A 13,056-nucleotide genomic window follows, 5' to 3' on the forward strand; every position below is an offset into this window, starting at 1 on the left:
AGATTTTCATCAAAAATACTCGAAAACAAGTATAGCTGGTCAAATATTGGTTCAAATGTAATCAAAAATATAATGCTGCTAACGGTTAAAACTTAATCATACCCTGTTTGTACAAGTAATTAGGGTGTTTTTCATGACCTAAAAGCCACTCTTTTCGCCACAGCCCGCCACCAAATCCAACCAATTTTTGATCTGTTCCAATCACCCTATGGCAGGGAATAACGATTGGCAAAGGGTTTTTTCCGTTGGCACTTGCTGCTGCTCTGATACACTTCGCATCTCCCAAAAAAGTAGCTTGCTGAAGATAAGACCAACTGGCACCGTACGGTATCTTGCCCAATGCCTCCCAAACCCGCAACTGAAAATCAGTTCCGATAGGCTTCAGCGGCAGATCAAAAAACTCAAGCTTCCCATTAAAATAGGCTTGAAGCTGCTTAACAGACTCTTTTAACAGAGAATCGGTTGGAAGAGAACAAACCTCCTGCTCATTAATAAAATCAATCCGCAATAGGTAACCCCCAGAAGAAGAAAGCTTTAGTTGACCAACCGGGCTTTGAATGACACAATGATTCAATAAACTACAGGATTATAGGGCTAAACTCAGTGAATGACCCTTCCGGAACAGTTTCCAAAACGCTTATCTCGGTGATTTGCCGCTGACCTCTGTCACCCGACAGAAGAATTTTACCGTAGGGCTTGTAGTTGACCCATGGCAGCACAAAGTTGGGCTCGTCCTGATAGGCATCTTTGTAGTAAGCCCATTGAGTTATAAGGCTTTGTTCCATATCAACATATACTTTGTAGCCGTTGTCGGGCGTCACACCCACACCTTTAAACAGAAGGCTTAGCACATGGGCGTTGCGGCCATCCATTGTTGTGTCTTCGCCAACGTATTGCAGAGTTACTCCGCTGTCTTTTAGTTTAAATGGCATGAACAGCCAATAGGAGTCGTTGATCCACCAGGACTTACCTCTCTCAAGATATTTTGAAAGCGAGTCGGGGCTGGTAAACTCCTGGCCTTTCTTCATTACCCGGCCTGTCATGGTATTAATGTTCATCAAAATAATGGTAGAGTCTCTCGGTGCCTCAATTCTCACATCGCCAGTTTGCTTGTCCCACAGGTGCTTGCGGGCACCAAAGAAATTCCATGCAAGGAACCTGGTGGCGTCCCAGCTGTTTCGCCCTCCCATGCTGGTCATCACATCATCGGCAAGTTTAATGGCAATGGCGTCAGAGTTTTTTTCATCGAAGCCGTCAGCCGGTGGGTTCTCGACAAACTCACTTTGGCCGTCATTGGTCTCTTTTGTTGAAGGAGTGCAGCTGGTAATGTACCCAATTACGACAGCTGAAAATATGGCAAGCTTAATTGTGTTTTTCATTTCGTGACGTGCTTAGTCGGTGGTTCGAATTTGGAATTTTCATTTAAGATAGGCCAAAATCCAATGGCACTGAAAACTTTGATATAAAAATGAATAATCGAATTGAACGGTTGGCTACAAACATTCTCCGGTTGGCTACATCGCCGTTTACTTTCGTCGGTCATTTACCGTTCATTGTATCATCAACTCAAAATGAATTTCCAAGAATTGCTTCCCGTCAAAATTATTGGAGAGGGAAGCTTAAAAAGGACAAGTTTATGAAAACGCTAATGATGAAAACTTTTACAACTGTGGCAGTATTCTGCTTTGCTGTTGTTGCAGCCCAGGCTGGCGGGGAGGATTCCCTCAAAACAAAGACCTACAGAAACGACTTCAAAATTGTTGGGAACGCCTCCAGCCTTGAAATAAAAGTAAGAGGGTCAGTCAAAGTAAATGAAGCTGATACAGAGGTGACGGCCATTACCCCCGGCGGCTATCTAACAATAAGAAAAACAACTTTTGGCAACAAGAAGGAACTCACGATCAGCAGCAACGACGCAGGGCAGCTGTCTTACGAGTTTTATGATAACAGAACCCAAATCAACTTTGAGCCGGAAGGAAGAAAATGGCTGGCCGATGTTCTCCTCGATGTGATTCACTCCACCGGCGTGGCTGCCGAGGATCGGGTAAAAAGGTTCTACAGGAAGGGCGGCGTTGATGCAGTGATTGACGAAATAGAGGAAATCAATAGCTCGAGCGGCAAGGGGGAATACTTTTCCTTCCTCTTGGAAACCAATGGACTCTCTGAAGCCGGGCTGTCTAAAATTGCTCTCGCCATTGGCAGAGATATTCCCTCCAGCTCAACCCGTGGTGAGCTGCTCAGAGAATATGACTACAAGTTTTTTTCGAACAGCAAGAGTGCCGCCGCTTATTTCGAGGCAGTGAACAATATCCCGTCGAGTTCAGAGTCGGCATATACGTTGCGCCATGCGTTACAAAAGCATAAACTGGAAACGTCTACCAAAATTGCATTGCTCGATGCGGTGGATCATATCCCTTCGAGTTCTGAGCGAGGGTCTGTGTTAAGATTGTACAACAGGCAGTTTGATAAAGACCAGCGCATACAGGACAAATACTTTGACGTGGTCGATGATATTCCTTCCAGCTCCGAAAGAGGAAGTGTTTTGAGGGATTTGATTAGAGACCAAAGCCTGGAGCCCTATACTTTCAGCAAAGTGCTGTCATCTGTCAGGCATATCCCTTCCAGCTCCGAACAGGGAGAAGTGCTTAAATACGCTATTGATAACTCCAGCCAACTTTCAAATGAGCTGTTTGGTGAACTCGCTTCTACCATCAGCCGAATTGCAAGCAGCTCCACACAGGGCGAAGTTTTGAAGTTCGCCATCATCGAAAAAGAACCAACACCGTCGCAGCTGGTGCCATTGATCAAAGCAGTGCAGAGTATTGCCAGCAGTTCTACTCAGGGTGAGGTTCTGAGAGCGGCGTCAGCCAAAATGCGCAACGACCCCCAGCTCAGCGATCTTGTTTTTGAAACAGTCACAAGGATACCAAGCTCTTCGGAACAAGGAAATGTTTTGCTAACTTTCATGAAAGACGGTAACGTACATCCTGATTTTCTTATGAGAGTAATTGTCGCTTCTGAGCATATCGCTTCTTCCTCGTCAAGGGGAGACGTGCTGGTGAAAGTAGCTGAAGTTATGCCAAGAAATGACACATTCAGAAAAGCTGTGTCGGAAGCTGCCTCTAAAATACCTTCGAGCAGCGAGTACCGCAGGGTGATGGAGAAACTTTATTAAGCCCCAGAGCCACCCATGAGAAAATGGTTGTTGAAATCATCAGGAATGGCATTTATCGCAGTAGGGATATTCAACTATCTCTACTACGGTAAAACCGGAGAGCTTCCCGACCTTGCGGGCCACCTTGGTGCCTATTTGTTGGTAGTGGCCATGGGTGCTGTAGCTGGCATTTCAATAGTCTACTCCAACATCAGGTTAAATGCAGTCATTTCCTGGAGGAAGTCGCTGGGCGTCCGGTTTCTTGCTGGATCGCTTGTGCAGGCTGCAATATTGGCTGGCATTGTTCTCCTTGGCCTTGAGCTGTCCAAAGGGCTTTTTCCTGAGCCGGTTTCTTTCGAAACGCTGAAGCCTGAAATGATCAAATTAGCGCTGCTTCTTTTTGTTCTGATCATCGTCAATGGTGTTTTCGACCTCTCTTATTTCAGCTTCAGTGAGTATTCTAAAGGTCGGCTGAACCAGCTCAAGCACGAAAGAGAGCAACTAGAGCTGCAGTACGAGCTCCTGAAAACGCAGCTAAGCCCTCACTACCTGTTCAACAGTCTCAATACCATTTCCTCCCTGCTCGATGACTCGTCAGAACAAGCCGAGCAGTTCATTCGTCGGCTTGTGCAGTCTTACCAGTATCTTATTGCTTCTCAGGACAAAAAGCTGGTGACGGTTGAGGAGGAACTGGCTTTTGTAAGGGCCTATCTGTTTCTCCAAAAAGTAAGATTCGGCAATGCCCTCACCCACACTATTTCAATAGGGGCTAATAAATTTTCTGCTAACATACCGCCGCTTACGATACAGCTACTGGTCGAAAACGCCATTAAGCACAACGACTTCTCGGAGCTGGATCCGATGGAGATAGTGATTCAGGAAGAGGAGGGTAACTATATCTGTGTGACCAATGAAAACCGGGGCATAGTGGATGAGGCAGAGTCGCTACAGGTTGGCTTGGCCAATATCCAAAAGCGATATTTTTTTTTTACCGATTTACCGGTTCGGATTGTAAACGACAAGCTGTTTAGCGTCTCCGTTCCTTTACTTCCTCACTTATGAAGCGTAAACTTTTTTACAATCACTTGATATCTCGGTTGTTTGCCCCTCTCCCTTTGGGTATGCTCATTTACATGCTTGTGCTTTTGGTGTTTGATAACCTGGGCTCACTTGGGGAGGTGTTTTTCGAAAAGGAAGCTTTGTTGTGCATAGGAATTACCTATTTGGTTGCTGAATTGCTGCGGGCCATTGCCAATGGCTTTGTGCCACGAATAGAAAGCAGTGACTTTATTAAGCTCTCGTTTGGCTTATTGTTTATTGCGGGATTGCTGGCGACTCTGCTTGTGGTATTCGCCAGCATCAGCGCTTACTTTGTGTGGGTGATAGGGTATAGCTTTGGTACCTTCACCACCGAATTATCCACCTTTCTATCCATCTACGGCTTTATTTATGCTCTCTACTTTATAGTGCTCGCCTCTGTCATCTTGTTTACACTTGAAACAAATAGGGCATTAGATAAAGAAGGGGTATTGAAAAAGAACATAGACCTGAAGCTGAGGATTTTTAGCAGGGTAATTAATCCGGAGTTTCTTTATAAGTCGCTCGAAACCCTGATTTCTATTCTTTATAAAAAGGACAAAGCCGCCGACAAGTTTATCCAGAAGCTTTCGCATGTGTACAGAAGTGTGCTCGACAGCCGGCACGAAGATCTTTCGGAAATGAAGTCTGAATTGACGATCGCAGAAAGCATAGTGTATCTTTACAACCAGCAGTACAATGGAAACATTCATTGGTTGCTGGAGAGCGATGCTGTCGAAGAGGAGGCGTTCCTCTTGCCCGGAAGTATGATGATTGTGATGGAGTGGATCATCGCCTCGAACATGATCAACCAAAGTCGGCCTTTGAAGATATTTGTCAGAAGAGAGGAGGACTATCTGACCATTGAATACTCCCTGTGGGAAAGGTTAATGCCGACGGTGGAGGGCAAAGAAAAAATGATGGAATTGCTCCAGTCGTTTGAGCATTTTACAGAGCGACCGTTACTGATAGTAAAAGCTGACAATAGGGGATTTGTAAAACTACCTCTTCTAAAACTCGAAAAAGCAGCATGAAAGCCATTATTATAGAAGACGAAAAGCCAGCGTCAGACAAGCTAAAGAAAATATTGGCGGAAATAGCTCCGGAAATTGAGCTGATAGGTGAAGCGACTACTGTGGTGGCTATGTTGGAATTGCTCGAAGCCAAAGAAGACCAGATAGAGCTGATACTGACAGATATTAAGTTGAAAGACGGGCTAAGCCTGGAGGCATTCAAAAAGCACCCCGTCAACGTGCCAGTCATTTTCATCACCGCCTACGACAATTATGCTTTGGAGGCTTTTCGCTCGAATGGAGTGGACTACCTGCTGAAACCCATCGACAGAGATGCAGTGGAGCAAAGTATCGAGAAGTTAAGGCTCCTGAAGAAAGGGGCCACCGTGCAACCCGCAAATGCCATTGAAAACGTACTCAAAAGCTACCTTCAGAAGGACTTCAAAAACAGGTTTATGGTGAAGGTTGGGGAACATATCCGATCCGTGAAAACCGAAGACGTGGCCTTCTTTTATGCTGAGGGGAGAAATGGCTTCATTGTTACCAATACCAAAGCGAGGTATGTGATAGATTATAAAATGGAGACCTTGGAGGAGATACTTAACCCGAAATCCTTCTTCCGGGTCAACCGCACTTATATCATCAATATCGATGCGATCAAAGATGTGCTGATCTACTCCGTTACCAGGCTTAGAATAGTGCCGACGGTGGATTGGCCTGAAGAGATTGTGGTGAGCCGGGAGAAGGTAAGTGCGTTCAAAGACTGGTTCAATGATGCTGGTTGATTACTAGCTGATCCGGCTCCAGTTCGTCACTGATTTTTTGAGCGAGGAAATGTGTGACTTGATCACCCGGTGTTTGTCCAGAGCCAGCTTAGGGTCGATATCGATAATTTGCTGGGCTTCTTCCCGGGCTGCCTGAAGTATTTTCCCGTCTTGCACCAGGTCGGCCACCAAAAGATCCATTACACCACTTTGTTGGGTGCCCGTTAAGTCGCCCGGGCCTCTTAGTTTTAAATCGACCCTGGCAATTTCGAATCCGTCGTTGGTGCCCACCATGGTTTGAATACGGGTTCTGGCCTCCTGGCTTAGCTTGTCTTTTGTCATCAGGATACAATACGATTGGTCAGCACCCCGGCCCACCCTGCCCCTGAGCTGATGGAGCTGGGCCAGCCCAAATCTCTCCGCATTTTCTATCACCATCATACTGGCATTGGGCACGTTGATGCCTACCTCAATCACCGTGGTGGCGACCATCACCTGAGTAACGCCTTCAACAAATCGCTGCATTTCAAAGTCTTTTGCCTCTGGCTTCATTTTGCCGTGCACAATGCTGAGCTGGAAGTCCGGAAAAGCCCTGGCAATGCTTTCGTAGCCATCCATCAGGTCCTTGAGGTCAAGCGATGCCGACTCCTCTATGAGCGGATAAACAATGTAAGCTTGCCGCCCCAACTGAATTTGTTCCCTGATAAACCCAAACACCTGGAGCCTGGCGGCGTCTGTTCTATGAATCGTTTTGATGGGCTTCCGGCCTGCGGGCATTTCATCAATCGTGCTGGTATCCAAGTCACCGTATACCGTCATGGCCAGCGTGCGGGGAATGGGTGTGGCCGTCATCACCAGCACGTGCGGATAAAGCTCTTCGTTTTTCTGCCAAAGCTGAGCCCGTTGCGCTACGCCAAAGCGGTGTTGCTCATCGGTGATGGCCAGCCCAAGGCTTCTGAATTGCACGGGCTCTTCCAGTAGCGCATGAGTGCCCACCAATATGTGAATATCACCGGAAAGCAGCTCTGCCAGAATCCTTGTCCTCTCCTTCTTTTTGGTGGAGCCGGTGAGCTTGGCAATGCTCAGGCCCATTTTGTCGGCGTACTCTTTGAGCCCGGTGTAGTGTTGACCGGCCAGAATTTCAGTCGGTGCCATGAGGGTAGCCTGACTGCCGCTGCCGATGGCCAGCAGCATGCAAATAAAGGCCACCATCGTTTTCCCGCTTCCCACATCGCCCTGCAAAAGGCGGTTCATTTGCTTGCCCGACCGCATGTCGAGGTAAATTTCCCTAATCACCCTTTTTTGGGCGCCAGTCAGCTCAAACGGCAAATGGTCATTGTAAAAAGTGGTGAGCAGAGAGGTGTCGGCCAGCACCAGGCCTTTGTACAAGTCTTTTCGGGAGCCCTTAAGGCTTACTAACCTAAGTTGAATGTAGAAAAGCTCTTCAAACTTCAACCGCTTTCTCGCCCTTTCCAACCATTCACTACTCTTCGGAAAGTGGGCATTTACCATCGCCTCTTTTTTGCTCACCAGGCCAAATTTTTGCAGCAAAAAGTCGGGAAGCGTTTCGTGGATATACGGCAACGCAACCAGCAATAGCTGCTCCTGAAACTTCGAGATCACTTTGCTGTCGATAAAGCGGGCCTTAAGCTTTTCGCTGGTGTGATAAATGGGTTGCAGATACCCGCCTTTTCTGTTATCAACCGTCAGTAGTTCAATTTCCGGGTGAGCAATGTTGAACTTGCTGCCAAAAGCTGAAGGCTTGCCATAAACAAGGTAGGGCGTATTTACCCGAAGCTTCTTAGAAATCCAGGCAGCCCCCTGAAACCAAACCAACTCCATTTCTCCGGTTTCGTCATAGAAGTGGGCCACAAGTCTTTTCTTCCCGCCAATACCAATAGTTTCCATTGATCGGATTTTCCCCATCACCTGCACAAAGGATTCCTCGTCTCTTATGTCTCTGATTTTGTGAAAGGTTGTCCGGTCTTCGTACCTGAACGGGTAGTGCTGGAGTAGGTCGCCGTAGGTAAAAATGGACAGCTCTTTGTTCAGCAGCTCTGCTCTTTGAGGGCCAACGCCTTTCAGGAACTCTATTCTGGTTTCAAAAAAGCCGGACATGCGATGGGTAATGGTTCTCTACTGTATGCCTATTTCCACTCAATGGTGTTGAGCATGTGGATGATATCGAACTTAATGTACTCAATAACGGGCTTTAAAGAATCGTTTTTTGTGGAAGTCTCAAAATAGAGCGCTCCACGAATGAAGTGATTGGCAGAATCAGTAGCGTGAAACTGAAATTGGCTGGGCACTTCGCCGGTCAGCTCCGATACTACAGCCCACCCACCATTTGGGATAACCAAATCCATCTGCTCAATGGAATACGCTTTAATATTGTGCTTGGAAGTGAGTTTGTATGAATCTTCAAAATACTCTCCGAGCAAACTGGTGTCATTATTCACAGGCTTATAGGTCACCTGCACCAATGCTTCCATTGTCGGGTAGTACAAATCAATCCAATACCTTTCGGCCATCCACGAAGAGTCCTTCAGAAGCTTTGCATGAGCAGAGTACTGAAACTGATAAGGAAATGAGTCTGGCAGAGCAACATACTCACTTGGCGGAAGGTCTATACGGTTGTATCCTTTCGGTTTGGGCAGGTAGGTGCCTTCGCAGGCAACACTCAAAGCAAGAATGACCGGGAAGAATAAGAGAAAGAATTTAAGCTTCATGCCCTTAAATTACTTATCCTTTTGGAGACTTTCCGCCTGGAACGAGGGGTTTATGAAAACCCGCACTCTTTTGATCCGCTTGTTGTCTGCCGACACTACCGTGAAAACAAATCTTTCAAAGCGAATTTTCTCTCCAACATTGGGAAGCTTAGAATTGATCTCTAGAATTAATCCACCAAGGGATTCACTGTCGCCTCTCACTGTGTCAAAGATGTTGCCTTCCACACTCACTACTTTGCAAAAGTCGTTCAGCGAAATTTTACCTTCAAACACGTAAGTATTGCTGTCGAGTTTGTTGTAAGCGATCTCGTCTTCGTTGTCAAACTCATCGTTGATCTCCCCAACAATTTCTTCGATCAAGTCTTCCAGGGTCACAAGCCCGGAGGTGCCACCATATTCGTCGACAACGATGGCCATATGCACCCGCTTCTCCTGGAAGTCTTTAAATAGCGCATCAACTCTTTTGCTTTCGGGCACAAAAAATGCCGGTCGCATCAGGTTCTGCCACAGAAAGTTTTCGTCTTTTTCCACAAAAGGAAGCAGGTCTTTGATGTAAAGAACCCCTTCTATCTTGTCGACAGTTTCTTTATATATAGGAATCCTGGAGTAACCCGTTTTATTGATCTGATCCATCAGCTCATGGAAGTCGGTCTCAAAATCGATGGCCGTGATGTCTACCCGGGATCGCATTACCTGGGTCACCGTGAGTGTACCAAAATTTACGATCCCCTTTAATATGCCCTTTTCCTCCTCCGTGGCTTCAGTTTCAGCGGTCAGCTCCAGCGCATGATTGAGCTCATCTATCGACACGTTATAGCCTTTTCTTTCTACTCTTTTTTCAACGATTGAGCTGATCGACAGCAGCAACCATGACACAGGCCTGAAAATAGTATCTGCTACATTCAGCAAGCCGGACGTGCTCCTGGCAAAGCTCAGGTTGTTTTGATTGGCATATACTTTTGGCACCACCTCTCCAAAAAAGACAATAGCCAGCGTAGTGATTACAGTCAGCACGGCCACAATGTACCCGTCAGCTGATTTCGAACCAACTATTTCCCAGGTGACATAGGTCGCCAATGTCACAATGGTGATGTTGACCAGGTTGTTCATGATCAAAATGGTGGCCAAAAGGCGCTGCGGGCCCTGGAGCAGGCTTATAATTCGCTTGTCCTGAGAATTGGCCGAAGTGCGGCACGTGGCAAGATCACCGTGATTCAGGGAAAAGAAAGCTACTTCCGACCCTGAAATAAGGGCAGAAAGATAGAGCAGCAGCGCAAATAGAACGCCGCTAAAAATGTAAAAGGAGACATAAGTGATACCTAAGTCTCCAATTAATGTCAAGTATATACTGGGGTATGGGTCTTCCATTGATGGATAAAAGCTGCAATATAGTGCTAAAACGGCAAATCATCCAGATCGGTTGGCTCTGCTGCCACCGGAGCTGGTTGGGCGGCTCCACCACTTTGGGGTTCGGACGAGACGCCGCCGCCGTCTGGCCTTCCTCCAACAAGGGTCATTTCCCTTCCCACCACTTCAGTGATGTATCGCTTGTTCCCATCTTTATCGTCGTAGGAACGGGTTGTTATTTTTCCTTCTATATACACTTGGTTGCCTTTTTTCAGATACTTTTCAGCTACTTCTGCAAGAGGCGTCCACAAAACTACGTTGTGCCACTCGGTGTTAGTTACCTTGTTTCCTTCCTTGTTTTTGTAAACCTCACTAGTAGCCAAAGTGAAGTTTGTCACGGCCCGTCCGTTCTCGAGGTGCCGTATTTCCGGGTCTTTTCCAAGGTTTCCAAGCAGAATCACTTTATTTACTCCTGACATAAAGATTTGTTTTTTGTAATGTTTTGATAGATAGGGATACTAAAAATAATTTAAAATAAGGTATCATTCAAATAATTGGTGATCAATACTGGTTTCGAAATTCCGGCGGAGTCACTAACGCTAATTGGCTTCAATTTTATGCTTTGAATTAACGAAATGAAGTCATCAGGCTGAAAAATACGCACCCTAAAAAAACGGGCATAAATAATCCTGTGAGTCAATACATGTTTATAAGTTGCTGAAATATCGATTAGTTCCCAATTTTTAGTGGAAATCAAATTGCTGACCTCTGCAAGAGCCGTTTCCTCATCAAACAGCTCTCCTCGTTCAAGATTAAAGAAGTCGTGAAGGCCAAGCCAGATATCTTTATCTTTTCTTGCACCCATAAGTACCTCCTCACCAAATTGAAAAACAAAGTAGTTAAAATACCGGTTGAGCACCTTCACTTTTTTTGTCTTTACTGGCAAGTTGGCCACCTCGTTGTTTTTGAATGCGAAACACGAGTGATTGAAAATACAGTTTTTGCAGTCGGGAGCAGATGGTGTGCAATGAAGCGCACCAAACTCCATAATGGCCTGGTTGAATTCGCCCGGTGCATCGGATGGAATAAGTGAGGCGAGCCGTCCTTCAAATACCTTTCTAGTGGAAGCATTAGAAATATCGTCGTGTAACCCAAATACCCTGGAAACCACCCGATAAACATTTCCATCGACTACAGGCACTGCTTCGTTAAAGGCAAAGGAGGCAATGGCAGCGGCTGTGTAGGCGCCTATGCCTTTCAGTTTCAGAAGCTCCTTATAGCTGGCAGGGAACTTGCCATTGTACTGCAAAGCCACCATTTGAGCACATGCATGGAGGTTTCTTGCTCTTGAATAATAGCCTAGCCCCTGCCATAAGGCCAGCACTTCTTCCTGGCTTGCTTCAGCCAGCGAGCCGACGGTGGGAAACCTGCTAATAAACTTCTGAAAATAAGGAAGGCCCTGAGCAACACGTGTTTGCTGAAGTATGATTTCCGAAAGCCAGATGGCATACGGGTCTTTCGTTTCACGCCACGGAAGATCCCTTTTATGCCTTTCGTACCATCTTATTAAAATGTTTGAAAATGCCTGATTACTTTCGGCCACGATGAGAGAAATACTTTCGTTGAGGGCACAAAATAAGCGCTTTTATTTAACTCTTTCTTTTTTATTTCTACCCCGCTCATTTAAATTTGTGCCCATTAAAAAAATCGAGTAGCAAAGCATAATTAAAATATAGAAGAGGTGACTAAAGCAGACGTAATAAACGAAATTGCAGAGAAAACGGGGATTGATAAAGCAGATGTGCAAACTAGCGTAGAAGCTTTTTTCACTGTGGTAAAAAGTTCGATGGCAGATGGCAGTAATATTTACGTTCGTGGTTTCGGAAGTTTTGTAAACAAGAAAAGAGCCAAGAAGATTGCCAGAAATATTTCTAAGAACACGGCTATCGTCATCGAAGAGCACTATGTGCCTAGCTTTAAGCCGTCGAAGGTTTTTATTGAGAAGGTAAAAAGCAGCAACAAACTGAAGTAGGAAGTCCTATTTCCAGCAAACAAACTTCATGTCAAAACAACAAATTGTCTTAACCATATTAGGGGTTGGGCTGATCATCGTTCTTTTCAGTCTTCCCAAGGTAGTCGTAGACAATGACAGTGATATGGCTGAAGTACCGTCAGCCACGCAGGAAGAAAATGCAGGAGCTGAAGAAATACCAGGAGCCCACGAAGTAGAACTGTCTGATTCTGACCAGCAAAAGATACAATATTTCAAGGAGCAGTTAAAAAATCCAAACAATTCAGCTATCTTTGCAGACTCTTTGGCGAACACCTTCCTTTTGGTACAACAATTGGACAGTGTTGCCAAGTACGCTGACCTCCTTGCGGAGGTCGATCCGTCGATAGAGGCAAAGGAGAAAGCGGGTAATTATTATTACGAAGCGTTCGGTTTTGCGGCGGACGATGCCAGGGCTAAAAAGCTCGGAAGCAAGGTTCAGGAATTGCTTGGGGAGGTTTTGAAAGCTGATCCGGACAATTTGAGTGCTAAGTCAAAAATAGCCATGACCTACATCTCATCACCAAATCCCATGCAAGGGATTTTGATGTTGAGGGAAATTCTGGAGAAAGACCCTGACAACAAAGAGGCCCTTTATAATATGGGTATTCTTTCGATGCAGTCGGCTCAGTATGATAAGGCAGTTGAGAGACTTGAAAAGCTCTTAACAATTGACCCTGAGAACATCCAGGCCATGTTTTATCTTGGTGTAAGTTATAAGGAGTTGGGTGACAAGCAGAAAGCAAGAGCCTGGCTTATCAAAGCGAAGGAAACGGAAAACGATCCGGCTGTAAGCGCCGCAGTTGACTCTTACCTTCAGGAATTGAATTAAAAAAATTGTTTAACAAATAAAGACATTCGCATATGCCTTGCGGAAAGAAAAGAAAGAGACATAAGATCGCTACTCACAAGAGAAAGAAAA

13 protein-coding genes are annotated in these 13,056 nt (G+C 45.7%); 6 read left to right on the forward strand and 7 right to left on the reverse strand.

The genetic code is table 11. The annotated features are described in order from the left end of the window. Positions 1–85 precede the first annotated feature (85 nt). Together GC130_RS25800 and GC130_RS25805 are read right to left on the reverse strand one after the other, a co-directional pair. Positions 86–574 (reverse strand): methylated-DNA--[protein]-cysteine S-methyltransferase, encoded by a 489-nt coding sequence (locus tag GC130_RS25800; RefSeq protein ID WP_152001260.1) that lies wholly within the window; start codon positions 572–574, stop codon positions 86–88. Between the two features lie 4 nt (positions 575–578). Continuing rightward, positions 579–1,379 (reverse strand): hypothetical protein, encoded by an 801-nt coding sequence (locus tag GC130_RS25805; protein ID WP_226940611.1) that lies wholly within the window; start codon positions 1,377–1,379, stop codon positions 579–581. Between the two features lie 257 nt (positions 1,380–1,636). On the opposite strand from GC130_RS25805, the gene GC130_RS25810 reads away from it, so the two are divergent. Genes GC130_RS25810 through GC130_RS25825 form a run of 4 tightly spaced genes read left to right on the forward strand, consistent with a single transcriptional unit; the run spans position 1,637 to position 6,029 of the window. Further along, complete coding sequence (locus GC130_RS25810) at positions 1,637–3,175, forward strand: hypothetical protein (protein WP_152001261.1); 1,539 nt, start codon at positions 1,637–1,639, stop codon at positions 3,173–3,175. A 45-nt stretch (positions 3,176–3,220) separates the two neighbouring features. Further along, positions 3,221–4,216: a sensor histidine kinase gene (locus GC130_RS25815; RefSeq protein WP_193218021.1), complete on the forward strand. Its 996-nt coding sequence runs from the start codon at positions 3,221–3,223 to the stop codon at positions 4,214–4,216. Beyond that, positions 4,213–5,265: a histidine kinase gene (locus GC130_RS25820; protein ID WP_152001263.1), complete on the forward strand. Its 1,053-nt coding sequence runs from the start codon at positions 4,213–4,215 to the stop codon at positions 5,263–5,265. The genes GC130_RS25815 and GC130_RS25820 overlap by 4 nt, the downstream gene beginning before the upstream one ends. Further along, entirely contained in the window at positions 5,262–6,029 is a 768-nt protein-coding gene (locus tag GC130_RS25825) for a LytTR family DNA-binding domain-containing protein (RefSeq protein ID WP_152001264.1), read from the forward strand. Before GC130_RS25820 ends, GC130_RS25825 begins: the two co-directional genes overlap by 4 nt. 3 nt (positions 6,030–6,032) lie before the next feature. Here GC130_RS25825 and recG read toward each other — a convergent pair whose 3' ends face one another. The 5 genes from recG to mutY are packed head-to-tail and all read right to left on the reverse strand — an operon-like array spanning position 6,033 to position 11,687. Continuing rightward, positions 6,033–8,126 (reverse strand): ATP-dependent DNA helicase RecG, encoded by a 2,094-nt coding sequence (gene recG, locus GC130_RS25830; RefSeq protein WP_152001265.1) that lies wholly within the window; start codon positions 8,124–8,126, stop codon positions 6,033–6,035. Positions 8,127–8,155: 29 nt separating this feature from the next. Continuing rightward, complete coding sequence (gene gldD / locus GC130_RS25835; RefSeq protein WP_152001266.1) at positions 8,156–8,737, reverse strand: gliding motility lipoprotein GldD; 582 nt, start codon at positions 8,735–8,737, stop codon at positions 8,156–8,158. 9 nt (positions 8,738–8,746) lie between these two features. Continuing rightward, positions 8,747–10,105, reverse strand: a complete 1,359-nt coding sequence (gene gldE / locus GC130_RS25840) for a gliding motility-associated protein GldE (RefSeq protein ID WP_152001267.1) — start codon at positions 10,103–10,105, stop codon at positions 8,747–8,749. Between the two features lie 26 nt (positions 10,106–10,131). After that, positions 10,132–10,563 carry a single-stranded DNA-binding protein gene (locus tag GC130_RS25845; RefSeq protein WP_152001268.1) on the reverse strand — a complete coding sequence of 144 codons (432 nt, stop codon included), beginning with the start codon at positions 10,561–10,563 and terminating at the stop codon, positions 10,132–10,134. 50 nt (positions 10,564–10,613) lie between these two features. Continuing rightward, a complete protein-coding gene (gene mutY / locus GC130_RS25850; protein ID WP_152001269.1) occupies positions 10,614–11,687 on the reverse strand; it encodes an A/G-specific adenine glycosylase in 1,074 nt (357 codons plus the stop codon). 138 nt (positions 11,688–11,825) lie between these two features. On the opposite strand from mutY, the gene GC130_RS25855 reads away from it, so the two are divergent. After that, the gene (locus tag GC130_RS25855) at positions 11,826–12,116 is read left to right on the forward strand and encodes an HU family DNA-binding protein (protein ID WP_152001270.1); all 291 of its coding nucleotides are present in this window, start codon (positions 11,826–11,828) and stop codon (positions 12,114–12,116) included. A 28-nt stretch (positions 12,117–12,144) separates the two neighbouring features. Next, positions 12,145–12,966 (forward strand): tetratricopeptide repeat protein, encoded by an 822-nt coding sequence (locus tag GC130_RS25860; RefSeq protein ID WP_152001271.1) that lies wholly within the window; start codon positions 12,145–12,147, stop codon positions 12,964–12,966. Positions 12,967–13,056 lie beyond the last annotated feature (90 nt).

It is taken from the genome of Imperialibacter sp. EC-SDR9 (assembly GCF_902498805.1).
Taxonomy (GTDB): Bacteria; Bacteroidota; Bacteroidia; order Cytophagales; family Cyclobacteriaceae; genus Imperialibacter.